We start from the raw sequence: 24,912 nt of genomic DNA, 5'->3' as shown, positions 1-24,912 counted from the left end.
GCGGCTACACCAGCGCGTCCGGGTCGACCCAGACGACGAACCGGTCGTCGCGCCGGACGACACCGCGGGTAGTCTCGGACGCGCCAGACTCGTCGAGGTCCGCCTCCGCGATGGCTTCGACCTCGTGGACGTCGTCCACGAGCAGCCCGGTCGCGTCGTGCTCCGAGAGCACGACGATGCGGCTGCCCTCCGTCTCACCTGCTTCGCCGAGTTTCACGCGCGGGTCGACGACCGTGGTCGTCTGCCCGCGGAGATCGACGACCCCGACTACGTGGCGCTCGGAGTTCGGAATCGCCGTCACGTCCTCGTTCGCGTCGACGATCTCGTCGACGTGCGCGATGTCGATGCAGTACCTGCCGTCGCCCAGGGAGAACTCCAGCACGTCGGTCTCGTCGTCGGCCATACGGCCGAGTCGGGGTGCTGCCGAATTAAGCGTTTGGTTGACGCCAGCCCCGACACTCTTTTTTCGCGGGGGTCCCATTTCCATCTCGATGGACCCGGTGGACGTGTTGCGGGTACTCGGCAACAAGTACAACGCCGAGATACTCGAAGCGACACACACGCCGAAGTCCGCGCAGGACCTCAGCGAGGAACTGGACATCCCGATTGCCACCAGCTACCGCCGAATCGAGGAGCTCAGCGAACACGACCTCCTCAAACTGGAGGGCAAAGAGCTCTCGGACGAGGGGCGACGGACGAAAGTCTACCGGCGACAGGTCGACGAGATCAGCGTGAAATTCGGCGTCGACGAGACGACCGTCGACACGAAAGAACGCACCGAAGCGAAGAACGCGCTCGTCGACGTCTGGAGTGACCTCGGGTCGGAGAGCCGGTAGTAATTCTCGGGACTGGTAATCACGCCCGTACACTTTTGGGGGAGCTCTGGGTGGTCGTAAGCAAGCCCGGCATGCGCCTCATCGAATCACTCTACCTGTTGTTCAGCGCGACTCTCGCCGTCGCCGGTCTCAGCATGGTCTGGTTCTCGGTCCGCGCGTACCGAGACACTGGCCGGTCGTCGATGATGCACCTCTCGGCGGGGTTCGGACTGGTGGTCGCCGCCGCCGTCGGCACGACAATCCTCGCCTTCCTCACTGGATTCGAGCACACCCGGACGCTGCTCACTATCAACTACTTCGTCTCGACGGGTGGCTACCTCTTCGTGATGTACAGCATCTTCGAGTCCAGCTAACTCTCGTTCTCAGGAGAACCGTGACTTCACGCGGTCGAACAGCTTGACGCGGCGCTCTGCCGCCTCGTCGTCGTCGTCGACGCCGGCTTCCGCCATCAGCTCCTCGATGGAAATCTCGTAGACTGGTCCGTCTTCGGCGTCCTGCGACGATTCGGTGTCGCTCTCCTCGCTCTCTCCGGTGTCCGGGTCGACCCACTCGAAGGCGTCCTCGTCGTCTTCCTCTTCCGGCGGCTCCATGCCGACGCTGTCCGCCAGACTCGCAGCGAGCCGGTTGTAGGCCTTCGCTGCCGGGCTCTCCGGCTGCAGGTCCACGACGGGGTGGCTCTTCCGCACGGCCAGCTTGACGGCGTCGTCGTGGGGGACACTGACCGTCACCGCGTCTGTCGTCCCGAGCGCCGCGGCGATGCCCTCGACATCGTCGAAGCCGCCGTCGCCGGTCCGCGTGAACACCGCACCGACTACCGGCTTCTCCAGTTTACCCACCAACTGGCCGGTCTTCGTCGCGTCCGTCAGCGAGTTCAGCTCGGCCGTCGTCACCAGGAGGACGCCGTCTGCCACGCTCATCGCCATCGCGATGTCGTAGCTCAGCCCCGCGCCCGCGTCCAGCAGGACGACGTCGTGGTCGCGCCGCAGGTGGGTGACCATCCGGTGGAGGGACTTCGCGTCCGCCTCCGCGAACTGTTCGAGGTCGGTCGAGCCCGGAACGAGGGTCACGCCGTGCGCGTCGTAGGTCGCGTCGCTCGGCGACGCGTCACCCGCGAGCACGTCGTGTAGCGTCACGTCCTCGTCGACGCCGAACAACCCGGCGAGGTTCGCCATCCCGAGGTCCACATCGACGATTGCCACGTCGAAGCCGTCGTCGGCGAGTGCGACCCCGAGGTTCGCCGTCGTCGTGGACTTCCCGACGCCGCCTTTGCCACTGGCGACGGCGAACACGTACCCCTCACCGCCGGCCTCACTCATCGTAGTCGTCCTTGCGGGCACCAGCACATAAGTGTGGCTCCCGGGTCACACCGACAGCAGTGACTCCACGAGTCCGAGTGTCAGCGACCCGATGGCACACGAAACCCACGTCAACACGACGAAGTGGATGTACGCGTTCACCTTGTGACCGCCGTCGACCACACGGACCATCAGCGACGACAGCACGCCGTTGATTATCAGGGTCAACACCAGCAGGTACTGGATGAGCTGGATGTCGTACACCTCGGTGTTGATGATGGTGCCGACGTCGAACGCCGGGTTCGAGAAGTCCAGGCCGAGCCCGGAGATGACGTCGACGATACCGAGGCCGATGAAGAACGCGAACGTCGCCGCCGCCGTGATGCCGTACAGCACGCCGACGAGCGTCGACGCCGACTGGCTGCGCTTCTGGCGGAGCTGCAGCACCTCGCTCATGTTCTCCGAGATGAGCTCTCCGAGGTGCTTCGGCGCACCACCCATCTGGCGACCGATGAGGTACATCTCGGAGAACTTCTGGATGAGGTAGGAGTGCGCGTCGGCCGTGAAGTGCCGCCACGCCCGCGCCGCGTCCAGCCGGAGATTCAGGCGCTTGTAGAGGTCGTCCACGAGCCCCGTCAGCGGCCCGAAGTTCTTGTCACGCAGCGACTGCAGCACGCGCGTGGTCGTCGTCTGTCGCGCCGTCTCGCTGGACCCCAGCGCCCGAATGAAGCTCGTGAACGCGTCGTCGCGGTCCTTCACGCGCTCCTCCTCGGCGTGCGCCACCAGCCCCGGAATGAGCAGCGGCGTCGTCGGGACCGCTGCGTACATCGGCAGCGGCAGCACGTCGGCCGCCAGCGGCGTCCACTCCATCTGGATAGCAACCACGACCAGCGCCAGCACCACCGCCAGCCCGCCGCCGATGGCCGTCGCGATGCGCAGCCGCCACTCAGCGGACGTCGTTCTGTCTTCCGGGAAGTACCACAGCGGGTCGCTCGGCGCGAGCGTGTACATCGTGTACAGGAACCCGACCTGGATGAAGGTGTACAGCACGACGACCGCAGAGACAGTCATCGTCGGGTCCGTCCCCGACAGGATGGGGAGGACGGTCGCGAACACGAGCGCGAACGTCACGGACAGGACCATCGACAGGTAGAGGTCCTTCATGACCTCGATGTTCTCCAGTTGCCCCTCGTAGGTCGTCGCGTAGTTCCGGATGATGGCCTCCTGCTCGCTCACCAGGTAGGACTCCAGGCTCTCACCGGAGTTGATGGTGTACGCGAGCCGGTCGAGGAAGTCCGCCACGAGGTCGCTTGGCACCCGGTTCGCGCGCATCCGGCACGCGTCGTCGAGGCTCTGGTTCCACGCGTCGATGAGCTGGACGATGCGCCGCGCCTCCTCCGCGAGCGGCCCGTACTCCTCCTCCGCGCCGATGCGGCGGAACACCTCCACGCGGTCGATGTTCGTCGTCGACAACACCGTCATGTGCGTGATGAACAAGTGGAAGCGATTCTCCATGCGCGTGCGGCGCTGGTCCTGTCGAATCTTCGGGTAGAGCACCGCCGCGACGAGCGCCAGCAGCCCCAGCATCGGAATCGGGAAGACTAGGAACGTCGGCAGGTCGAGGACGACCACCGTGACGACGCACGTCAGGAGGAACAGCACCGACGGCACGACGATGAAGGCGATGTACTTGAACGTCGGCATCGGCATCGCCCGGTAGGAGTCAACGACTGAGTCGACGAACTCCCCCCAGTCGATGTCCCTCACCGAGCCCTCGGCCTCGACGCCCTCCGTCTCGGCTTCGGCCGCCATGATCAGAACCCGCGCGAGATGGTGAACGGGAGCCCCTCGACGCCGTCCCGCTGGAACGCCGCGATGGTGTCGTTGAAGTCGTGGTACCCGATGAGGTCCTCCTGAATGATGCGTTCGATGATCTCCGCGCGGAAGTCCATCTCGTCGTAGATCTCCCTCGTGTCCGCGTACCCCAGCAGCGTCGCGATTTGCTCTTCGAGGACGTAGGAGTTGTTCCGGCCCTGGAAGACGATCTCGTCCTCAACGGGGTCCCAGTAGAACGCCTGGCGGGTGACGACACCGCCCATCTCCTTCGAGTACCCCTCGATCTCCTGGACGGACGTGACGCGGCGCAGCACGTCGTCGCCCTGCTTCACGCGGTTCTGGAACAGCGCCACGTCGGCGTTGTCCATGAACGTCTCCGGGACGTTGATTGGCTCCCCGGTGAAGCGCTGAATCATCGAGACGATGTCGCTGGCGTGGAACGTCAGCATCACCGGGTGGCCGGTCTGGGCCGCCTGGAACGCCATCCGACCCTCCTCACCACGCACCTCACCGACGATGATGTAGTCGGGGCGGGAACGCAGCGCGGCCGCGACCAGGTCGAACATGTCCACGTCCGCGGAGTTCTCGCCCTGCCCCTCCCGGGTGAGGAGCTGCTGCCAGGTGTCGTGGGGGGGAATGACCTCCGCGGTGTCCTCCGCGGTGTAGATCTTCGAGTCCCGGGGGATGAACGCCATGATGGAGTTCAGCGTCGTCGTCTTCCCGGACGCCGTCTCCCCGACCACGAACACCGTCTGCTCGTTCTCCAGGCAGAGCCAGAGGTACGCAGACAGTTCGGGGGAGAGCGTCCCCCACTTCGTAATCTGGCCGACGGACAGCGGCACGTCGTCGCCCTGACGGATGGTGAGCGACGGCCCCTTCAGCGACACGTCGTCGCTGTAGATGATGTTGATACGGGAGCCGTCGGGCAGCGTCGAGTCAACAATCGGGTCGCTGTCGGAGACCGGGTCGCCCATCCGCTCGCCCATGTTCCGAAGCCAACCGTCGAACTCCTGGGGCGTCCCGAAGTCCACGGTCGTCTCCAGCATCCCGTACGTCCCGTGGTCCACGTAACAGCCGTTCGGGCCGATGACGTGAATGTCCTCGTTGTACGGGTCACGCATCACCGGTTCCAGCGGTCCGAACCCGACGATGTCGCGGTTCAGCTGGTAGCGGATGTTCTCGTAGGTCGTCTCCGACACCGGGATGCGACCGAACCCGAACGCCTCTTCGAGAGCTTCCCGCACCATCGGCACGGCCGCCCGGAACTGGTTCGCGAAGTTCCGGGGCTTCGACGCGACCTTCCGCGCTCCGGCCGCCACCTGCTCGGTGGAGAGGTCGCCCGAATCCAGCGACATCTGTCCCCTGTCGTCGTCCGTCCCCACCATCTGGTCGGCGACCGACGACGCGTCGAAGTTCTTCACCAGCGACCCGAGGTTGTTCGGCAACTGCCGGACGCGGTGGAAGACGTCCTCGGACTTGTCGTCCGAAATCCGTACCGTCTCCTCCAGGAGCTCCTCGATACGGTCGTCGTACTCCGCCTCCGCCTCAGGTGCCGGCTTGTTCACCGACTTCTCCAGGATGCGCTCCTGGACGTTCTTGAAGACGGTCGCCTCCGGGCCGGAGAGCTCCGGCTCGATGGTGTAGTACTTCGTGTCCTTGCCTAGGTCGCCGTACACGTGACAGTAAATCGGGCCACCCACGGGGTAGACGACGTTCGGCTTGTCGGCTTCCCAGTCGTCGGTCGGTTCGTCGATCAGCTCCGGGAACTCGCCCGTGAACTGCTTGAACCGCTGGAGGTACTCCCGGAGGTGCGTGTAGCGGGTCGCTGTCTCCCGGAGTTCGTGACCGATTTGCCGATTCCCGTGATCTGCCATGGTAGGTTCTCCTTACGCCACACTACGGCTCTCGATGACGATACCTGTACCGGACCGAACCGAGTACCCGATTGTGTCACCGACCTGCTCGCCCATCCCCGCGAACCGCCTGACGGCGATGGACCGACGGACGTCGTTCCCGACTTCCACCATCTGTAGCTCTAGGTAGACGTCGGCAATCGACCGGAACGGCCCGATTGCCTCCTCGTCAACAGTAGAGGGGTCCACAGTCAAAACGATGACCTTTCCTTGCGAGACCAGATCCCTAAAGAAAGAGATAATTTCGAGGGCGGCTTGCCGCTCCTCGTTCTGGCGGACTAGCGCCTCGAAGTTCGGGTCGTTCCGGAGGATGGCGTCGAACGTGTCGACGACCACCACGTCCGCGTCCCACATCTTGTCTGCCTCCATCAGGCGCTTCAGGAGCTTCCGACGGCTGCTGTCGTCCTCTTCGGTGCCGGCGCCACCGCGCAGTGCGCTCCCGCCGGTGTCCACGTCTGCCTCCAAGAACAGCAGGTCCTCGTTCAGGAGGTGTTCTTCGACGTCGTAACTCAGTGAGTGCATCTGGTCGATGAACCCCCTGACGGTCAACTCCGTCGACACGAGCGTCACCGAGTTCCCCTCCTCACAGAGCCCGTAGGAGAACCGCTGGCTCATCGCGGACTTCCCAGCGCCGTAGTCGCCCTCGATGAGGACGATACTGCCGCCCGGGATGCCGCCACCTAGCTCGTTGTTCAACCGGTCGTGCTCGTCGAGTCCGAGCGAGTAGAGAGTACGAGTGCTCATGTTCTCAGCTCCAGCACCTCGCGATCGTCGTTCACGATGACCACCACACGGTGGTCGCCATTCGACAGGCTCACGCCCGACGCGTCCACGCGCACGACGTTGCCGGGGCTCCAGCTGGACCCGTCGACGACCGTCACCGTCAGATTCGTGGCGTACTCGCCGTCGACGATGATGTCGAAGGTCCCCGGCGCAGCCGGCAGGGACTTCGAGCCCGTGTTCTTCACCAGCAGCGTCAGTTCGGAGTCGGTCTCGTTGTACACCGATCCCGGACTCCCCGGATCGCTGATGATCTCGACGTCCGTCTCGATGTTCGTACTGACGTCGACGCTCCGGTCGCTCAACGCACCGCTCAGCCGCTGCACGCCGCTCGTCATCGTCCCCGCAACTGACGCGGCCACCAGAATCGACGCGATGAATATGATTAGCGTCGACGAGGACACGCTAGCCACTCACACCACCTCCGTCGCCGCCACGCCGTTCGACGTGACAACCTTGACTCGGCTCGGTTCGGGTTCCTGGTAGACGGTCATCGAGTACGTCTCCCCCGGCAGCCAGAGGTCGGTCTCGCTGTTCCCGTCGACCGAACTCTCCGCCTGAATGTACGCACCGTCGGAAACGTAGCTCCCGTCAGTAATCAGGTCTGTGCCCGACACCGACAATGTCGTCGACCCGTTGTTCGTCACGTTCACGGTCAACTTTCCGTTCCCGCTCGAATCATTGTAGCTGACGTTCGCAACCTCGATGGCGGTGTTCTTCGCTTCCAGCACTCTGTCGTTGCGAGCGCTCTCCGCATCCTGGACCTGCTCGTAGCCGTTGAACGCAGCCGAGTACAGGATACCGACGCTGACGAACGCGGCGATGAACAGAATCGCCGCGGAGCCACTAACGCTGAATCCCATTCCTGTGGAGGTCCTCGCACCGGTCGACTATGACCCGCTCGATGTCTTCGCTGGTCAGCTCCTCGATGTAGTCGAGGCTCTTCAGGTGGTCGTCCATCGTCAACTCGGTGCTCCCGAACTCCTCTCGGTAGAGGTAGTCCGAGTCGGTGAGCCCCTCCAGGAAGTCAAAGAGCTGATCGCGAACTGGCTCTCCGATCCAGCCGATGCGCTCGTAGTAGTTGATGGTGCGGACGGTGTTCTTCGGCCCGAACTCGGTCAGCAAGTAGTCGAGCCACTCCAGACAAATCACGTCCGAGAGGTATCCCTTCGGCGGCTCCGCCAGGTGCGGGCCGTCGTCGCCACCGAGTGCCAGCCCCGGGCCGGGCGCTGCGCCCGCCGCCTCGTCGATAGACGGTTCGGGCTCAGGTTCCGGCTCTGGCTCAGGCTCAGGTTCCGGCTCTGGTTCGGGCTCGAGGTCAGTTGGCTCAGCGTCGTCCTCGGCGTCGGCCTCCAAGTCCGAGTCGTCGAACCCGATATCGGGCTTGTTCTCGGCCTCGATGCCCTCGTCCTCCGGCGCTTCGCCCTCGGCCCAGTCAGCGTCCCCGGACTCGTACTCCTCTTTGAGCTCCTCGAAGGACGTTCCGCCACCGTCTCCGGCGGCCTCTTCGCCCTCGTCCCCGAGGTCGTCGCCCATCATCTCGTCTTCGTCTTCCTCCGACTCCTCGAAGTCATCGTCGAAACCGCCCATGTCGTCGTCCATCATGTCGTCGCCCTCCTCGAAGTCATCGTCGAAACCGCCCATATCGTCGTCCATCATCCCGTCGTCTGCGTCCTCCTCGAAGTCGTCGTCGAAGCCACCCATGTCGTCGCCTTCCTCTTCCTCGAAGTCGTCGTCGAAGGCGTCGTCCTCGAAGAACTCCTCGGCCTCCGCGTCCGCGACATCGGAGTCGAGGTCGTCGTCGGCAGCTCCGTCGTCCTCGTCCTCGTCGAACAGCCCGAAGCTCTGGTCTCCCGCGCCCGGACCGCCCCCAGCCGCGTTCGGGTCGACGTCGTCGACGAACGGGTTCACGCCGCGCGTGACCATCTCGTAGATCTCCAGAAGCTTTCGGACGTTCTCCTCGACGTCCTCGACGCTCTCGCTTATCTGTTCGTTCTCGCTCCGGACGGTGTTGGCCTTCGACGCGACGTTCGAGACTTCGGTTTCGAGTTCCTCGATGCGGTTCTCGAGCTCGTTGACAGACGAATCCGCGGCACCCGCACCATCGCCACCACCGCCGCTGTCCATGTCGTCGAACGACCCGAAGTCGTCGTCGAAGTCGTCGTCGAAGTCGTCGTCAACGTCGAAGTCGTCGCCCTCACCGCCACCGCCGGAGTCCCCTGACCCCTCGTCGTCGAGCCAACTGGCCATCCCGACGGCCAGTGCCCCGAACTGCAGGAAGACAGCCACAGTCGGGGTGAGGTCGATAATCGTCATCGGGTGAGATAACGAGGGCCCCACGTAATTAATGTTCTCCCCCAGTTCTCAGATAGATGAATCGGGCACGGGGAAGTTAATCGAACGTGAACAGCTACTGCTCACTCCATCGACGACAGCCGGGCGATGTACACCAGGCTCAGCACGTGGTCCGCCATCTCCAGGTCGGTGTGTGAGTTGTCGTCTGCAGGCCCCGAGAAGCCGCGAACGTGACTCTGCAGGCGTTCGGCGGCGCTCTCGCTCACCCACCCGATGGTCTCGTAGTACTCAATTGCCTTCAGCGCGCGCTTCACGCCGCCCCGTTCCAGCAGGAAGTCCAGCCACTCGAACAGCGTGATTTCGGCCGCGTACTTCCCCGGCATCGACTCCAAGTACGGGCGCTCGAGCTCAGCCTCGGACGCGCTCGAATGCATGAACAACAGCTGTTTCAGCTGTTCCGAACGCACCGACTCCTCGGTGGTCTGCTCGTGCTCTTTCAGGCGTTCTTTCAGCTCCCGGATGTTCTCGTCCCCGCCAGCTCTGGCCGCACTGCGCAACTCCTCGGGATCGTACTCGCGTGGGTTCAGCGTCATTGGCTATCGTTGGTGAGTCTGTCGACGCGATCGCTCAGCTCCGCGACCGCCTCCGACTGGTTTCTCGTCGCGGAGACGATGCGCTCGGACGCGTCGGCGGCTTCGCGGGCCTGCCCCTGCACTTCTTCGATTGTGACGATGACGTCCTCGACGGTCGACGCCTGCTCGTCGTTCGCCCGTGCGACCTCGGTGATGCCGGTCGCCGCCTCGTCGACCGACTCAGCGATTTCCTCGAGTGCAGTCAGCGCGTCGTCGATCTCGTCGCCAGCCCGGTGAATCTGCTCGTGGGATTCCTCGACGGCCAACACGGTCTCGTTGGCCTGCTGCTGGACGTCGTCGATGCGCTCAGCGATACGTTCCGTGTGTTCACGCGTTTCGTTCGCGAGCTCCTTGACCTCGTCGGCGACGACGGCGAACCCGCTGCCGGCCTCACCTGCACGCGCCGCTTCGATATTCGCGTTCAGTGCGAGGAGATTCGTCTGGTCGGCGACTTCCGCGATGACCTCGACGACGCCCTCGATTTCCTCCATCTTCGACTCCAGCTCGGAGACGCTGTCCACGAGGTCGTCGCTGATGTCGATGACCTCGTTAGTCGCCCGGCTCGCTCCCTCACTGGCGTCCAATCCGCTCTTGGCGGCGGCCTGGGCCTGCTCTGCTGCGGACGCTACCTGGTCGGAGCTCGCCGCGACCTCTTCCATGCTCGCCGAGAAGTTCTCCATCTCGCTGGCCGCACCCGACAGCATGTCGTTCTGCTCGTTCACGGTCTCCGCGATCTCGTTGGCGTCGTCGGTCGCGCGCCGGATGGATTCGGCGAGCTCCTGAGTCTGTCCGTCGACCTGCCCGACGAGACGCTCGAACTGATCCGCCATTCCATTCAGGTCGTCGACGACGTTCACGAGCCGCTTGTCGATGATGCCCTGGTGTTCGAACGACGCGCGGCGCTCCAGGTGACCGTTCGATAGCGCGTCGATGGTCGAACTCAGCTCGGTGACGAGCCCCTCGACCGCATCCGCCCGACGGATGTCTTCAGTGCGGTCTTCGACGGTCTCGACGACAGCCATCAGCTCGCCGTCGTCGTCGAAGATGGGGCTGGCCTTGAACCGGATGTCGCGCTCCTCGCCGTCCGCGGTCACCATCGTACTCGAGTCCACGTACAGTGCGTTCGTCGCGTCGGCACGCTCGACGTCGAACTCGGTGTCGGCGGTCTCCGGTGCCTCGACGACCTTGTCCGCGAGAGTCATAGCCCGGCGGCCGTCCGGGTAGAATCCTTCGCTCGCGTGCTGCAGGCCGAGGGCTTCCTTGGCCGAACACTTCGTGAGCTCCGCGAGGGCCTGGTTCCACGCCACGACCTCGCCGTCGGCATCGAGCATGAACACGGGCATCCCGACGCCGTCGAGGAGTTCGTCGTCTTCGACGTTCAGTTCTTCTTCATCCTCCTCGCCCGTGTCGAAAGCTGCGACGCCATCAGCGGCGTCCTCGACGACCTTGTGCATCCCGAAGCGAATCTGGCTCTCAGCGCGCGCGATCGCGGCCTCGTCGACGCCCTCTTCACGGAGTTGGTCGAACGCCGCATCGACGACGCCGTCGACGGCTGCACGGTGGGCCGATACGAACTCACTCGGGGAGACCGCGGCAGCCTGATAGGCGGGAACGTACGATTCGGTGCTCGGGCTCTGATCCTCGAACAGCGACCCGAGGTGATCGTTCGCCTCTTCGGGTAGTTCGGGGTCGAGGTGTACTGCGTCGACATCGTAGCGCTCCCGGAGCGCTGACCCGCCACGGCCGGGTTCGTCGATAGACACGGCACCGACTTCGGTGCCGCCGTCCGGTGCCGGCGTCGTGGACTGCCGGCGAAGCAATTTGCGAAGGATGCTCAACATTCGTCGGTAGTTGGCAGCAACCACGTATAAAATGTTTCCCACCCGGTATCATCTCTAAGAATCGGTCGCGTGCGTGAATAGGATTATTTTGTCCGTTCCGTTGACGAGGCAGAACGACAGGTCGCTCTGCGGGCTCAACTGTTCTGTTCGCCGCTCTGTCTCGAGCGCTTCGTCGAAGGGGCGCTCGCAGACGGGGCACTGAACGTCGTCTCGGTTGTCGAACAGGCGAGAATCACCCGTATCTTCGAGTAGTTTCACTCTGTGGCGGATTGCGTCGAAGTCCACGTTCTCCATATTTCTCCCGAACACCAACAGCCGCTTAACGGTTCGGTACGCGCCGATTTCGTGGTTTTCACTGGTGATAACCGCACCCCTACCTTTTTGTAGAGATACCCGATTTGTGGTGGTAAGCCCCAGATGCCCGGACCGGGTGGGGGCAGATAACAACCGAAACAATGTTCGAATTCATCAACGACGAGGACGAGCGCGGTCAGGTCGGGATTGGCACACTCATCGTGTTCATCGCGATGGTGCTGGTCGCGGCAATCGCCGCCGGCGTCCTCATCAACACGGCCGGCTTCCTCCAGTCCAAAGGCGCAGCGACTGGCGAGGAAGCCAGTGCACAGGTCTCTAACCGTATCGACGTCGTCTCCGCCTACGGCAACGTCACCAGCGAGTCGGTCGACTTCGCGAACCTGACGGTGCGTCAGGCCGCAGGGGCTGACAACATCAACCTCAGCAAGTCCACTATCCAGTGGATCGGCCCGAACACGGCCACGACGCTGACGCACACCGACGCTACGGTCGCAAACATGAGTGGTGACTCGTTCAACACGACGGCAATCAAGGGCAACAACGACAACGTGCTGGTCCAGCAGTCCGACCGCATCAAGATTGTCATCCAGCCTAGCACCTTTGCGTCCAACCTCTCCGCCGGTGACGAGGTTCAGCTGACGATTACGACCCAGTACGGTTCGAAAACGTCCTACTGGGCGAACGTTCCCGAGTCCCTGAAGGACAAGAACGCGGTGAACCTCTAAACCAATGTTCGAATTTATCAACGACGAGGACGAGCGCGGTCAGGTCGGGATTGGCACACTCATCGTGTTCATCGCGATGGTGCTGGTCGCGGCGATCGCCGCCGGCGTCCTCATTAATACTGCTGGGTTCCTCCAGTCAAAGGGTGCAGCGACTGGCGAGGAAGCCTCCGCACAGGTCTCCAATCGCATCAACGTCGTCTCCGCATACGGCAACGTTAATTCAACTGACGGCGAGACTGTGGACTACGTGAACCTGACGGTTCGGCAGGCTGCAGGTGCCGACAACATCAACCTCAGCAAGTCCACCATCCAGTGGATCGGCCCGGACACCGCCACCACCCTCGTCTACGACAGCGGTGCGGCCAACGCTGAGAACTTCACGACCGAGCAGATCAAGGGCAACAACAACCCCGTGCTCGTCGACCAGTCCGACCGCCTGAAAGTCGTCATGGATTCGGCATCCATCACGACGGACGGGCTGAAGGCGGGCGAGGAGGTCCAGCTCACGCTGACCACCCAGTACGGTTCGAAAACGTCCTACTGGGCGAACGTTCCCGAGTCCCTCAAAGACAAGAACGCGGTGAACCTCTAAACTAATGTTCGAGTTCATCAACGACGAGGACGAGCGGGGTCAGGTCGGGATCGGCACGCTCATCGTGTTCATCGCGATGGTGCTGGTCGCAGCGATCGCCGCTGGCGTCCTCATTAATACTGCTGGGTTCCTCCAGTCGAAGGGTGCAGCGACTGGCGAGGAAGCCTCCGCACAGGTCTCTAATCGTATCGACGTCGTCTCCGCCTACGGCAACGTCACCAGCGAGACGGTCGACTACGCGAACCTGACGGTGCGTCAGGCCGCAGGTGCCGACAACATCAACCTCAGCAAGTCCACAATCCAATGGATCGGCCCAGACAAGGCTCTCACACTGACTCACGGGTCGTTGGGCGATGCACAGAGTGCTGACAGTGACACGTTCAACACGACGGCAATCAAGGGCAACAACGACAACGTGCTGGTCCAGCAGTCCGACCGCATCAAGGTCATCATGTTCGCTGGCAACGGCTCAACATCCGGTATCACGAGCGGTCTCGGAGCCGGCGACGAGGTCCAGCTGACCGTCACGACGCAGTACGGTTCGAAAACGTCCTACTGGGCGAACGTTCCCGAGTCCCTGAAGGACAAGAACGCCGTCAACCTGTAAGACGGATCGCCCCTTCCCGGACCGCTTTCTGAACGTCATCATTTTGTAGTCGCGTCGCGTTCCACTAGTCGTGCCATCGCTGTACGGACTGGAGCGCTCCGGCGACGTCGAGAAGCTCGTGGAGTTGCTCCAGGAGAGCGAGAAGGAGACGGTGCGTCGACGCGCCGCCGAAATCCTGGGGAACCTCGACGAGCCGGGGTCCGAGGGGTTAGAGGCGCTGGTCGACGCGATGAGCGACGACCACGAGACCGTGCGGGCGGCGGCCATCGACGCGTTGACACAGCAGGAGGCGGTCGACGCGCTGATGCGGGGGCTGGGGAAAGAAGTCCCCGAGTCGGGTGCGACGTGGGCGCAGGCAGAAGCGTTCGTGGAGAGCCTGGGCTCCGAGACCCCCGAACTACGGATGGCGTCTGCGAACGTGCTCGGGCTGCTCGGCGTGGAGGACTCCGCGAGGCCACTCGCGCAGCGGCTGCAACGCGAGGAGCACCCCGGCGTGCGGGCCCGGATTGCTCGCGCACTGGGTCGCGTGGAGCAGCCGGCAGCGACCGGCGTGCTGGTGGACTGCCTGCACGGCGAGCCCCTGAAGGTCCGCCGGGAGGCCGCCGAGTCACTGGGCCGGCTGACGACGGATGAGGCCTTGAGTGGGCTGCTGTCCGTCGTCGAGGACGACAGCGAGGCGATGCGTCGGACGGCAGTCAGCTCGCTGGGGAAGTTCGGGACGGCCGAGCCGGTGGACGCGCTCGTGGAGCGCCTCGGCGACCAGAGCGACCTGGTGCGGCGGGCGGCCGTGTTCTCTCTGATCGAGATTCTCTCGAACGTTCCGCCGGACCAGAGCCACGAACTCCGGGAGACCATCGTCGACCGGATGGCGGCGCGGTCGGACCCGAGCATCGTGGAGTCGCTCATCGAGATCATCGAGGAGGGAACGCAGCTCCACCAGCGCCGGAATGCGACGTGGATGCTGGGTCGCGTGGCTGGCGACCAGCGGACGAAGATGGACGCTATCGAGGCGCTTCGGGATCTGCTCGGAGAGGACGACGACCTCATCGCACAGTTCGCGGCGACCGGGCTCTCCGAAATCGGCGGGGCGTCCGTGGAGACGTCGCTGCTGGAGGTCGTGGAGACCGACGAGTACGGGGAAGACGCGGTCGCGATGGCGGCGTTCGCGCTCGGGAAAGTCGGCGGTGACCGGTCACGCCAGCGGCTGGAGCGACTCGTGGAGGAGACTGAGAGCGAGGAAGTCCGGCGGCGGTCGTTCTCGGCGATATCGAAACTCGGTGGGCACACGTAGCTCACGCTGGCGGTTTCAGAGGCGAGAATTGCACGCAAAGCATTAAATACGCCAGTTGAAAAGGGATGTGTGAATGAGTACGGCTGGGTCGTGTCGGCGTAGAGCCAACGGGGGCATCTCGGCGGTTGCGGCCGCAGGTGAGGAATGAGCGAGTCCGAGTACAAGATAGCCGACGGGTCAGGAAAGTTCCTGCAGGCGGTGAAGGACGGCCGGCGCATGAAGGACGCCCAGTGGACGAACGGGCGCATCCTCCTCTCGAACAAGCGCATCGTGCTCGCCGGCAACGACGGGAAGCGAAACCTTCCACTGTCGGAGGTGCAGGGCCTGAGCGGCCGCTACGACGTGAACCAGACCGTCGCAGAGGTCGGTGACTACGTGAGCATCCGGATGAGTTCGGAGAGCGTCGTGCTGGTTTCGCTCGGCAGCAACACGGAGACGTTCGAGAGCAAGCTCTACGGCGCGTTACTCGACCAGACCGAGCTACAGGTGAAACACCCGGCGGTGAAGGGCGGTGTGGTGACAGACGAGCAGTTCGAGCGCGCTCGCATCAAGGTCGACGAGGAAGAGTTGAGCGTCGCGATGTCGAACGGGTCGTTCGTCTCCGTCGAGCTCGACGACGTGGGGTCGGCGGAGGCGGCGTCGCTCGACGTGAACGGCCAGAAGAAGCCCGTGTTGAAGGTCGAGCATACCGTCGACCAGGACACGAGCGTGCAGACGTACTTCGCGACCGATACGCACACGGCGTCCATTCTGGAGTCACTGCTGACGAAAGAGGCACAGAAGAGCCAGGGGTCCGTGGAGCTCTCCGAGACGGAGAAGCGCGTGCTGATGGCGCTGTACTCGGGCGTGTCGTCGTTCGAGATTCCGGATTTCCTGGGGATGGACGTCGACGAAGTCGAGAGCATTTTCGAGCGCCTCATCGAGGTCGACGTCCTCGAGGAGGTACGCAAGCGACGCGAGGTGACGATGAAGACGCGCGGCCGGAACATCGCGAGCGAAGCGATCAACGAAGAGTAGCGCCCGCGTGATGCGGTCCGCGGCTCGGTCTCAGAAGTTGACGTCTTCGATGTGTTCGCTGACGGCGGCTCGGCCGAGCGAGGTGAGCGTGATGCCGTCGTCGTCGGCGACGAGGTCTTTCTCGATGAGGTCGTTGAGCAGCATCGTGACTCGTGACGCGTCGACGCCGAGGACGCCGGCGAGGCTCGCGTCGGGGCCACTGGAGTAGGTTGCGACCAGCGCCTCGATCTCTTCGTCCGTGAGCGAGACGTCCTTGAGCTCCTGCTTGAGGTGGGTGTACTGCAGGCGGATGTAGCGACCGAGGAGATTCATCTTCCGCCCGGAGTCCAGCGCGAGTTCGGTGGTGATGGGTCCGGCGTCACCCATGTGGCGGACGGACAGTAGCTGGCGATTCGTGCCGTTCAGGTCGCGCTCGACTCGTTCGAAGTCCGAGACCGTCGACAGGTCGACGGTCGCGCCGGTGCCCTTGATGACGAGTTTCCCGGGCGCGAGCGCGAGATTACCCGCTTGGAACGACTGGTCGGTGACGCGGCCGCCCCGGCGCGCGGGGTGCTTGACGTAGACGGACGTGCCGTGCAGGAGGCCCTTGAAGACGAGCGTGACGAAACGGTCGACCGTGTCGCCGCCGCCCTCGACGACGGCGACGTGGCGCTGGTCGTCGCGCTCGTAGGCGATTGTGACGGTGTCCTCGAAGAAGCGCGCGAGGTCGCCGGGAGCTGTCTCGTGTTGGACGTCGAAGACGCCTTGCAGGGGGATGGTGGTTTTCGCGTCGTCTGTCGCGAGCACGATGCGGCGTTTGCTCATCACGACACGGCCACGCACCGGCTCGGCGTGCGTGGCGGTGTCCGGAATGAACGACGAGACGAAGTCCGCGATAGCTGATTCCGACATGTCCCCCGAGGTTCAGTTACCTGTCGTCGTGGCGAGCGAATAAGCGTTACTCCTCTGCCCTGACGACGGTGGGGGTGACGCCCGGTTCGTTCAGGTGTCGGGCACCCGACGGTAGATGCGGATGCGTGGGTCGGCCGCCTCGAACCGTTCTTTGACTTCACCGGGGAGGGTCTCGGTCTGTCCGAGGACGAGGTGGCCGCCCTCCCGGATGGACTGGCTGACCGTGTCGAGGATGGGGAGTTTGTACTGCTTGTCGATGTAGATGCAGACGTTCCGGCACGCGACGAGGTCGAACCCGGATTTCGGGTCGTCCGTGATGAGGTCGTGGCGCTCGAACGTGACGAGGTCCTTGACGTGGTCGGCGACCTGGAAGCCGCGGTCGCCGTCGCGGTCCACGTACTCGCCGGGGTTATCGAGGAAGCTCAGTTGGTCGCTGATGTCCGCGGTGCGCGTACTCTCGTACCAGCCCGCGCGTGCACGGGAGAGCGCGTCTTCGTCGATGTCAGTCGCGAGGATGTTCACGTTCCGTGGGTCGAGGCCGGCGTCGAGGGCGAGCATCGCGATGGAGTACGGTTCGCGGCCGTCGGCGCACGCCGCGCTCCAGATGTCGACCGTGCGGACGTCGTCGGCGGTCTCGACAAGTACGTCCCGGAGCGCGGCCCAGACCTTCTCGTCGCGGAAGAACTGGGTGACGTTCACGGAGAGCGTGTCGAGGAGCTCGGCGCGTTCGCCGGCGTCGTCTTCGCGGAGGAGGTCGAGGTACTCGCCGTAGGTGTCGACGCCCCGTCGACGCATGCGGGCCGATATCCGCCGGTCGAGGTAGGATTCGTCGTAGTAGCTGGTGGCGAAGCCGGTTTCGTTCTCGACGAAGTCGAGTAAGTCTCCAAATTCTGTCAAATTACGAGCACCTCTGCATCCACTCTATCTATCGTCACGTCGCCGCTCGTCGGACTAAAGGACACCGACCGACCACTGTCCCCACCGGTCTCGGACGAGAGCAAGTCGATGCCCGCGTCCGCGAGCGCTCGCTCCGCCGCGGCGACGTTGCGTGCACCTACGCTGTCCCCGATGGAGAGGTCGAGCATCGAGGAGCCGCCCGCCAGCTTCGCGATGAGGTTGCCCGGAGACGCACCCAGTCGCATCATCGCCGACAGCATCTCGTCGAGGCCGGAGTCCACGTACTTCGCGGGGTTTTCGACCGGGCCGTCGGCCTCCGGGAGCATCGCGTGCAGGAGGCCGCCGACTTCGGCGTCCGCGTCGTGGACAGCGACCGCGACACAGGAGCCGAGCCCGCTCGTGACCAGCAGGGAATCGTCGTCGGTCACCCGCCAGTCCGCGACACCGACTCGGATAGTCACGCGTCTTCACCTGCGTCGTCGTCACCGGTGTCGTCGCCGAACACGGCGTCGATAGCGTCCTCGTCACTCGTGTCCTCGGCGAGGCCGTCGGCGATGTCCCCGAGCTGGTCGGCGTCCTCTGGGCTGGGGAACGTGCAGACGCGGCAGGTCACGTCCGGCCCGAGTTCGATGCTCGCGTTCACGACGGCGATGGTGTCCGCGAGCTCGCCGTACGCCGCCGCGACGGTGTCGAGGACGGCCGTACCCGCGTCCCGGACGTGCGAGGGGGTGGAGATGTCGATGGTCGTCTCGAGCGCGTTCGCCCACTCGTCGAGGAAGCCGCTCGCGGTGATGTTTCCGAGTTCGGTGATCGCGCTCTCGGCCATCGCGGAGCCGGCGTCCGGGTCGTCGAGCAGGAGCGCCGCCACTGCCCCGGGTTCGGCCTCGTCGAAGAGGATGGCGACGACGCTGTCGACGACGCCTTCGCTCTCGAAGATGGCTCCCTCGTAGGCGGCGTCGTCGAGCAGCGACGGCACCCGTTCGACCGGCACGAAGTCGACGTGTGACTCGACGAGCGTGGCGTCGACGCCGGTCATCGCTTCGAGATGCGAGGCGACGGCGTCCGCGCTGACCGACGCCACCCGGATGTGGGCCGCGAGGTCGGCCAGCGAGAACTCGGCGTCCGACTCGGCGACGTACGACTCGAAGGAGTCCACGTCCGGCAGCACCGCGAACCGGCACGTCCCGCGGGTCCCCGAGAGCACCACTCGGCTCTCGAAGACGAACGCGCAGTCGTCGAGGACCGCTGCTTCCTGAACGACGTCCTGCTCGCTGCTGATGCGCTCAGGCGGCTGGATTTCGATGGTGTCCTCGCCGTCTGCCGCCCACGCGTCGACGAAGCCGCTCGTGAGGATGTTCGCGACTTCCGGGAGTGCCAGTTCGGCACCGACGCCGAGCTCGTCGGCGACGTGGTCGGCGAACGTCTCGTCGAACGACAGCACCGCGCGCCCCGCCAGCGCACCGTCGAACGAGACGGTGACGCGCTCGCTCGTCGTGCCGAGGAACACCGAGAGACCGTCCGCGTCCACGAGCGTCGTCCGGGTCAGTTCGCAGGTCGCGGGGATGCCAGTCAGGCCTTCCAGCGAGTCCGCGGCCCGCTGGCCACCCTCGTCGCCCGTCTGACTGAAGGACGCGACTGCGTCGAGGTCTACGCGCATCAGATGTTATTGATCATCGACACGAACGCCTCGATGTCTGGGAACGAGTAGATTTTCGCCTCGACGTCCGCGTCCGGGGCGTGCAGTGTCGCGTCGAACACCATCGCGATCTCGTGCTCGCCGGGGTCGACGCAGTGCGCGGCGATGTCCTCGCCGGACGCCCGGATGAGCTGCGGCGTCGAGATGTCGATGGTGCGGCCGAGCACGTTCGCCCAGCCGTCGATGAAGCCGCTGGTCATGATGTTCCCGACCTCCCGGATGGCGGAACGCTCCATGTCACTGTACCCGCCGCCGTCGCTCTCGATGCCGCCCATCATGGTGCCTGCGACCCGGCGCGCGCTCTCGTCGTCGAAGAGCACGAGCACGGAGCCGTAGGGCTGCTCTTTCAGGGGGACGTTCACACCGACCTGTTTGGCCGACCCCAGGTGCGCGCCGAGGTCCTCGACGTCGATGACGTTGATCTTCGTGATCTGCATCTCCGTCTCGACGCCGGTCAGCTGACTCATGTTCTCAGCGACCGTCGACGCCCCCTCCTGGGCGAGTTCGTTCACCGTCTGCAGCCGTCGTATGTCGATCATCGTACTCATAGTTACAGCGTCGCCACGTCCAGGATGGTCACCACGTCGCCCTCACCGAGCACCGCGGCACCCGACAGTCCGGGAATGCCCGAGAGGATGCCCTCGAAGGGCTTGACGACGACCTCCTCCTGGCCGCGGACGTCGTCGCAGTGGACGGCGACTTGGCGCTCCGAGTCCCGGATGCGGACGAGCATCCCGTCGCCGTTCTTCGTCTCCCCGGGGACGTTCAGCGCGTTCCCAAGCCGGACGAGCGGGTAGACCGTCTCGTCGTAGGTGATGACCTCCTCCCCGTCGACGCGTTTGACCGGCTTCATCCGCGAAATCTCGTCGACGGTCTTGATAGGGATGCCGTACTCCTCGCCGCCGCTCTCCACGAACAACACCTTCACGATGGCCACCGTCACCGGCAGCGTCATCGTGAACGTCGTCCCCTCGCCGGGGACGCTGTCGACCGAGACGCTGCCGTCCAGGCGCGTCACCGTGTCCCGGACGACGTCCATGCCGACGCCGCGTCCCGAGACGTCCGTCACCTCGTCGTTCGTGGAGAAGCCGGGGTGGAAGACGAGGTCTTCGACGGCGTCGTCGCTCATCTCCTGAACTTCCTCCTGGGACTTGACGCCCTTCTCGACGGCTTTCTCCCGCATCGTCTCGTGGTCGATGCCGGCACCGTCGTCCCGGACCTGAATGAGCACGCGGTCGCGGTCGCGCTCCGCGGACAGCGTGATGGTGCCCTCGGGGTCCTTGCCGTTCTCCTCGCGCACCTCGGGCTGCTCGATGCCGTGGTCGACGGCGTTCCGCAGCAGGTGCATCAGCGGGTCGCTGATCTCCGTGAGGATGGTGCGGTCGAGTTCGACATCGTCGCCCTCAACGACGAAGTCGATGTCCTTGCTCTGCTCGCGGGCGAGGTCCCGGACGAGCCGCGGGAACTTCCCGACGATCTTCTTCATCGGGACGAGCCGCATGTCCATCACGGTGTCTTGGAGGCTCCCCGATATCTTGTCGAGTTCGTCGAGCTCGTCGAACACCTGCCGGTCGCTGTCCTCGACGCCCCGCCGGAGCTTGATGCGCGTGGTGACGAGTTGTTCGACGAGCCCGTGGAGTTCGTCGAGCTGGTCGACGTCCACGCGCACGGACTGGATTTCGGTGTCCGTGTTGTCGATGGCCGAGGAGCCGTCGTCTCCGTCGTCGCCGCCCCCGCCACTGCTGGACGCGCCGGAATCGTCGTCGGCGTCGTCTGCCGCGTCGGCTTCGGTGGCTTCGTCCGCGTCGGCGGTCGCAGACTCGTCGTCGCCGGCCGCGTCGTCGCCGTCGATTTCGGTGACGGTCGCGTCCGTGAGCTTCGGGAACGAGTGGACCGTCTCCTCGATGTCGGTCTGCTCGGTCGCCACGACGAGGTCGAAGCCGTCCTCGTAGTCGCCGTCGTTGATGGCGTCCGGGGACGGCTCAGACCCGAGCAGGTCGAACGTCTCGGTCGCCTCCTCCAGGACGAACATCCCGTCGACGCCCTTCATCTGGGAGTCGCTCATGTCCACGCGGACGTGATAGACGGGACGGTCGCTGTCCTCGATGACGTCGGCGTCGACGATCGTCGTCGGGTCGACGCTCGCGGTCGGCGCGGACGCCTCGGCGTCCGCCGCATCGGCGCCGTCACTGTCCTCGTCGGCGGCTTCGAGGACGCCCCGGACGGCCTCGATGGTGTCAGTCACGTCGCGGGTGACCTCGCCGTTGGCCTCGATGTCGTCGAGGCAGGCCTCGATGTCGTCGATGCCCGCGAACACGACGTCCATCCGGTCGCCGGTCACGCTGAGGTCTCCCTGTCGCATCTCGTCGAGGAGGTCCTCGACGGCGTGCGCGAGGTCGCTGGCGTCCTCGAATCCCATCGCGCCGAAGTTCCCTTTCAGCGTGTGGGCAGTCCGGAAGATTTCGTCCATCGCCTCCTCGTTGCCCGGGTCGGACTCCAGTTCCAGCAGGGCGTTGTTGAGGCTGGTTACGTGCTCTTCTCCTTCGCGAACGAACGCTTCGAGGTAGTCGTCCATGTCACGTACTCCTCCGTACTGAATCCGCGATGCCCTCGGTCAGGCGGTCCGCCGGCAGCACCTCGTCGACGCAGCCGGTCTCGATGGCGCGCTCCGGGATGCCGAACACGGCGCTGGTCGCCTCGTCCTGCGCCAGGGTCGTGCCGCCGGCCTCCTTGACGGCCCGGATGCCGTCCGCGCCGTCGCTTCCCATCCCCGTCAGCACGACGCCGACGAGCGGGTCCGTGACCCGTTCGGCCGCGCTCTCGAAGGTCACGTCGATTGCGGGCCGGACGCTGTGGCGGCGCTCGCTCTGGTCCAGCCGAACCCGCAGACGGCCGTTTGAGTAGCCCGAGACGCGCATGTGGTAGTCGCCGGCCGCGACCAGCCCCTCGCCACCACCGATTCGCGAGCCGTCCTCGGCCTCGCTGATGTCGTACTCGCTCGCGCTGTCCAGCCGGTCCGCGAACCGGGTCGTGAACTGGTCCGGCATGTGCTGGACGACCAGCACCCGGAAGTCAGCCTCCCGCGGGAGCGACGCCAGAATCGACTCGACGACGTTCGGCCCGCCCGTCGACGCCCCGATGAGTAGCGTGGGGTTGTTAACGTACTCGGTGGCCGTCTCCGGAGACGCCGCCGGTTCCATGTCGACGTCGTGGCCCGCAGTCGGGTCGGCTGCCGCGACGCGCTCGACGGCCGCGACCAGTTCCTCGCTGTGGCCGGAGAGCTCCGTGGAGATTGTCCCGCCGGGCTTCGCGAACGTGTCGATAGCGCCCTTCTGCATCGCCTCCAGACTCGCTTCGGCGTCCTCCGTCGTCAGCGCCGACACCATCAACACTGGCGTCGGCTGCCGGTCCATAATCTCCTCGACGGCCTCGATGCCGTTCATCTCCGGCATCTCCACGTCCATCGTCACCACGTCGGGCTCGACAGACTCGACCTGCTCGACGGCTCGAACGCCGTTCTCTGCGGTGGCGACGACCTCGACGCCCCCGTCTTCGAGGATGTCGCTGATGACGGTTCGCATGAAGTGCGAGTCGTCGACCACCAGCGCCCGCGTCATGCCGTGAGCACGTCGGAGATGGCGTCCATCACACTGGGCTTCTGGAAGGGCTTCGTGATGTAGCCGTCGGCCCCCGCCTTCACGGCCTTCTTCATCTTCTCCTCTTGGCCGATGCTGGTACACATGATGACGTGGGCGCTCGAGTCGAACTCCTTGATCTCGGATGTCGCCTCGATGCCGTCCCGGATGGGCATCACGATGTCCATCATGACGAGGTCGGGCTCGTACTCTTTGTACATCTCGACTGCCTCGACCCCGTTCTCGGCTTCGTCTGCGATTTCGAACTCCTCTTCGAGAATCTCTCGGAGGAGATTCCGCATAAATTCGGAGTCGTCTACCAGTAAGACCTGCTTCGCCATGCCCAGCCTTTGAGCGAAGGGGCTAATAAACCCAACTGACCGATTATCAGACCTGATTGTCCGCGTTCTCGTCCGCCGACACAGCGTCGATGAGTTTGTCGATGTCCAGCCACAGCACGAGCTGGACCTCGTCGTCCGGAGCGTCTTCCTCGCCGGGCGGCGTCGCGCCTTTCCGGATGACGCCGCGGACGAGTTCGCTCTCGATTGCGGACGTGCCGATGCGTTCCAGCCGGTCGCCGCGGTCGATCTGGTGTTCGGCGTACCCCGAGACCTCCGTGACCTCCGCGACACGCAGGCCGATCTTCTGCTTGTCGTCGGCGCGGTCCAGCACGAGGATGTTGTCCGAGGAGAGGTCGCCCTCGATGGCGAGGAACTCCCGTGGGTCGACGATGGCGGTGGTCTCTCCGCGCAGGTCCATCACGCCCTCGACGGCATCGGGTGCCCGGGGCACGCGAGTGACCTGCTTGGATTCGACGATGCTGTCGACTGCGCCGATGTCGATGGCGCAGACCTCGTCGCCGAGCTGGAACTCCACGACGTGTGCGGCGTCCTCGACCACCTGGTCGGCGTCTTCGAGGTTCATCAGTGGCTGAAACAGGGGAGAGCAGACTCAAAACTGTTTCGTGGGTACGGCCGACAGGAATCGGCGTTCGCCTCGCTCGAGCGCGCGCGACGGCCGGCGCTACCGGGGGAACGACAGGCCGTCCTGTTCGTCGACGGTCTCGACGAGCTCCCGGATGGAGTCCTCGGGGCCGAGGTCGTTGGCTTCCAGATAGGCGACGAGTCGCTTCGTCGGGTACTTCACCTGGACGCTGGACTCCCCGAGAAGGATGCCGAGCGCGCGGTCGATGGACGTGGACCCCGCGAGCTGGCGGGCGTACCACACGAGGAGGCCGTCGAACGCGGCACCGACGTCGTCGGTCGCGAGCTGCTGGTGGGCGACGCTGTCGCCGTACTTCGCGGCGATGTGGTAGGCGTACTGTGCGTCGTGGCTCTCCAGTTCCTCGCCGAGCCACTCTTTGACGTCTCGGCCCGTCACCTGTGGTTCGGGCGGCGTCTGGGTCTGCGGTGGCGCTCTGGACTGTGATTGGGTCTGTGGTTCGGACGCCTCCTGGCTCGCGGCTGGCTCCGGCGCGCCGGCGTTCCCCTGGCTCTCGGCGTCGGAGCCGTCGTCGGTGTCCTCGCGTTCGCTCTCCGCGGGTGCGTTCGGCGGGCCGTCGGGACCGATGACGTAGCGGCCCTCCCCGATTGCCGCGACCTCCTCCTGTTCCTCGATGTCGAGTTCCTCGGGGGAGAGTACGCGGTCGTCGTCCTGGTCGCCACCGGATACCATGCACTGGGGTTAGCTGTGCGCCGTCTAAAGTCTTGTCGCGGTCGCCGGTCGACGTACTCAGACCCCCCTCTCGAAGCCAGCGGTCACCTGTCACTAAAATTTAAGTTTCTATTTTCAGTCGGAACGTATTTTGTAGGTCAAAAG

General features: G+C 64.7%; 28 protein-coding genes. 7 read left to right on the top strand and 21 right to left on the bottom strand.

From position 1 onward, the window contains the following. Positions 1–4: 4 nt before the first annotated feature. Complete coding sequence (locus BMW35_RS02350) at positions 5–403, bottom strand: chemotaxis protein CheW (protein ID WP_089667696.1); 399 nt, start codon at positions 401–403, stop codon at positions 5–7. 88 nt (positions 404–491) lie between these two features. On the opposite strand from BMW35_RS02350, the gene BMW35_RS02345 reads away from it, so the two are divergent. Beyond that, the gene (locus BMW35_RS02345; RefSeq protein ID WP_089667694.1) at positions 492–836 is read left to right on the top strand and encodes an ArsR/SmtB family transcription factor; all 345 of its coding nucleotides are present in this window, start codon (positions 492–494) and stop codon (positions 834–836) included. 71 nt (positions 837–907) lie between these two features. Beyond that, the gene (locus tag BMW35_RS02340) at positions 908–1,189 is read left to right on the top strand and encodes a DUF7521 family protein (RefSeq protein WP_089667692.1); all 282 of its coding nucleotides are present in this window, start codon (positions 908–910) and stop codon (positions 1,187–1,189) included. Positions 1,190–1,198: 9 nt separating this feature from the next. Here BMW35_RS02340 and minD read toward each other — a convergent pair whose 3' ends face one another. From minD to BMW35_RS02290, 10 genes are all read right to left on the bottom strand, one after another. After that, positions 1,199–2,152, bottom strand: coding sequence for a MinD/ParA family ATP-binding protein (minD, locus tag BMW35_RS02335; protein ID WP_089667690.1), 954 nt, complete (start codon positions 2,150–2,152; stop codon positions 1,199–1,201). Between the two features lie 45 nt (positions 2,153–2,197). Beyond that, positions 2,198–3,943, bottom strand: coding sequence for an archaellar assembly protein FlaJ (gene flaJ / locus BMW35_RS02330; protein WP_089667688.1), 1,746 nt, complete (start codon positions 3,941–3,943; stop codon positions 2,198–2,200). A gap of 2 nt (positions 3,944–3,945) precedes the next feature. Then, complete coding sequence (locus tag BMW35_RS02325) at positions 3,946–5,667, bottom strand: type II/IV secretion system ATPase subunit (RefSeq protein WP_394327259.1); 1,722 nt, start codon at positions 5,665–5,667, stop codon at positions 3,946–3,948. Positions 5,668–5,853: 186 nt separating this feature from the next. Beyond that, positions 5,854–6,624, bottom strand: coding sequence for an archaellum protein ArlH (locus tag BMW35_RS02320; protein WP_089667684.1), 771 nt, complete (start codon positions 6,622–6,624; stop codon positions 5,854–5,856). Then, positions 6,621–7,073: an archaellum stator protein ArlG gene (locus BMW35_RS02315; protein ID WP_089667683.1), complete on the bottom strand. Its 453-nt coding sequence runs from the start codon at positions 7,071–7,073 to the stop codon at positions 6,621–6,623. The genes BMW35_RS02320 and BMW35_RS02315 overlap by 4 nt, the downstream gene beginning before the upstream one ends. Continuing rightward, complete coding sequence (locus BMW35_RS02310) at positions 7,074–7,523, bottom strand: archaellum stator protein ArlF (RefSeq protein ID WP_089667680.1); 450 nt, start codon at positions 7,521–7,523, stop codon at positions 7,074–7,076. After that, entirely contained in the window at positions 7,507–8,976 is a 1,470-nt protein-coding gene (locus tag BMW35_RS02305) for a FlaD/FlaE family flagellar protein (RefSeq protein WP_089667678.1), read from the bottom strand. Before BMW35_RS02305 ends, BMW35_RS02310 begins: the two co-directional genes overlap by 17 nt. Positions 8,977–9,077: 101 nt before the next feature. Further along, positions 9,078–9,548, bottom strand: a complete 471-nt coding sequence (locus BMW35_RS02300; RefSeq protein ID WP_089667677.1) for a FlaD/FlaE family flagellar protein — start codon at positions 9,546–9,548, stop codon at positions 9,078–9,080. After that, positions 9,545–11,428: a methyl-accepting chemotaxis protein gene (locus tag BMW35_RS02295; RefSeq protein ID WP_089667675.1), complete on the bottom strand. Its 1,884-nt coding sequence runs from the start codon at positions 11,426–11,428 to the stop codon at positions 9,545–9,547. The genes BMW35_RS02300 and BMW35_RS02295 overlap by 4 nt, the downstream gene beginning before the upstream one ends. A gap of 54 nt (positions 11,429–11,482) precedes the next feature. Beyond that, positions 11,483–11,722: a DUF7385 family protein gene (locus tag BMW35_RS02290; RefSeq protein ID WP_089667673.1), complete on the bottom strand. Its 240-nt coding sequence runs from the start codon at positions 11,720–11,722 to the stop codon at positions 11,483–11,485. A 161-nt stretch (positions 11,723–11,883) separates the two neighbouring features. Between BMW35_RS02290 and BMW35_RS02285 the strand changes: the two genes are divergently transcribed. The 5 genes from BMW35_RS02285 (at position 11,884) to cheF1 (ending at position 15,975) form a co-directional block, all read left to right on the top strand. Further along, positions 11,884–12,468 carry an archaellin/type IV pilin N-terminal domain-containing protein gene (locus tag BMW35_RS02285; RefSeq protein WP_089667671.1) on the top strand — a complete coding sequence of 195 codons (585 nt, stop codon included), beginning with the start codon at positions 11,884–11,886 and terminating at the stop codon, positions 12,466–12,468. Positions 12,469–12,472: 4 nt separating this feature from the next. After that, on the top strand, positions 12,473–13,060 hold the full coding sequence (locus tag BMW35_RS02280; protein ID WP_089667668.1) for an archaellin/type IV pilin N-terminal domain-containing protein: 588 nt from the start codon (positions 12,473–12,475) through the stop codon (positions 13,058–13,060). 4 nt (positions 13,061–13,064) lie between these two features. Further along, a complete protein-coding gene (locus BMW35_RS02275; protein ID WP_089667666.1) occupies positions 13,065–13,667 on the top strand; it encodes an archaellin/type IV pilin N-terminal domain-containing protein in 603 nt (200 codons plus the stop codon). 70 nt (positions 13,668–13,737) lie between these two features. After that, positions 13,738–14,958 carry a HEAT repeat domain-containing protein gene (locus BMW35_RS02270; RefSeq protein ID WP_089667665.1) on the top strand — a complete coding sequence of 407 codons (1,221 nt, stop codon included), beginning with the start codon at positions 13,738–13,740 and terminating at the stop codon, positions 14,956–14,958. A gap of 144 nt (positions 14,959–15,102) precedes the next feature. Further along, positions 15,103–15,975 (top strand): chemotaxis protein CheF1, encoded by an 873-nt coding sequence (cheF1, locus tag BMW35_RS02265; RefSeq protein WP_089667662.1) that lies wholly within the window; start codon positions 15,103–15,105, stop codon positions 15,973–15,975. Between the two features lie 30 nt (positions 15,976–16,005). Here the strand turns inward: cheF1 and cheF2 are convergent, their stop codons facing one another. The 10 genes from cheF2 to BMW35_RS02215 form a co-directional block, all read right to left on the bottom strand. Then, positions 16,006–16,866, bottom strand: coding sequence for a chemotaxis protein CheF2 (gene cheF2, locus BMW35_RS02260; RefSeq protein WP_089667660.1), 861 nt, complete (start codon positions 16,864–16,866; stop codon positions 16,006–16,008). A 90-nt stretch (positions 16,867–16,956) separates the two neighbouring features. Continuing rightward, a complete protein-coding gene (cheR, locus tag BMW35_RS02255) occupies positions 16,957–17,763 on the bottom strand; it encodes a protein-glutamate O-methyltransferase CheR (protein ID WP_089667658.1) in 807 nt (268 codons plus the stop codon). Continuing rightward, positions 17,760–18,224, bottom strand: coding sequence for a chemotaxis protein CheD (locus BMW35_RS02250; protein WP_089667657.1), 465 nt, complete (start codon positions 18,222–18,224; stop codon positions 17,760–17,762). The genes cheR and BMW35_RS02250 overlap by 4 nt, the downstream gene beginning before the upstream one ends. Further along, entirely contained in the window at positions 18,221–19,420 is a 1,200-nt protein-coding gene (locus BMW35_RS02245; protein WP_089667654.1) for a chemotaxis protein CheC, read from the bottom strand. Before BMW35_RS02245 ends, BMW35_RS02250 begins: the two co-directional genes overlap by 4 nt. Then, positions 19,420–20,007 carry a chemotaxis protein CheC gene (locus BMW35_RS02240; RefSeq protein ID WP_089667652.1) on the bottom strand — a complete coding sequence of 196 codons (588 nt, stop codon included), beginning with the start codon at positions 20,005–20,007 and terminating at the stop codon, positions 19,420–19,422. The genes BMW35_RS02245 and BMW35_RS02240 overlap by 1 nt, the downstream gene beginning before the upstream one ends. Positions 20,008–20,009: 2 nt before the next feature. Further along, complete coding sequence (gene cheA, locus BMW35_RS02235) at positions 20,010–22,034, bottom strand: chemotaxis protein CheA (RefSeq protein ID WP_089667650.1); 2,025 nt, start codon at positions 22,032–22,034, stop codon at positions 20,010–20,012. Position 22,035: 1 nt separating this feature from the next. Beyond that, positions 22,036–23,076 carry a protein-glutamate methylesterase CheB gene (cheB, locus tag BMW35_RS02230; protein WP_089667648.1) on the bottom strand — a complete coding sequence of 347 codons (1,041 nt, stop codon included), beginning with the start codon at positions 23,074–23,076 and terminating at the stop codon, positions 22,036–22,038. Beyond that, positions 23,073–23,435, bottom strand: coding sequence for a chemotaxis protein CheY (gene cheY, locus BMW35_RS02225; protein ID WP_089667647.1), 363 nt, complete (start codon positions 23,433–23,435; stop codon positions 23,073–23,075). Before cheY ends, cheB begins: the two co-directional genes overlap by 4 nt. A gap of 46 nt (positions 23,436–23,481) precedes the next feature. Beyond that, positions 23,482–24,018: a chemotaxis protein CheW gene (locus BMW35_RS02220; RefSeq protein WP_089667645.1), complete on the bottom strand. Its 537-nt coding sequence runs from the start codon at positions 24,016–24,018 to the stop codon at positions 23,482–23,484. Between the two features lie 99 nt (positions 24,019–24,117). Next, the gene (locus BMW35_RS02215; RefSeq protein ID WP_089667643.1) at positions 24,118–24,768 is read right to left on the bottom strand and encodes a DUF7500 family protein; all 651 of its coding nucleotides are present in this window, start codon (positions 24,766–24,768) and stop codon (positions 24,118–24,120) included. Positions 24,769–24,912 lie beyond the last annotated feature (144 nt).

It is taken from the genome of Halobacterium jilantaiense, assembly GCF_900110535.1.
GTDB classification, from domain to species: Archaea; Halobacteriota; Halobacteria; order Halobacteriales; family Halobacteriaceae; genus Halobacterium; species Halobacterium jilantaiense.
The sequence above is the reverse complement of the archived record's forward strand: the minus strand, read 5'-3'. Positions and strand labels throughout refer to the sequence as shown.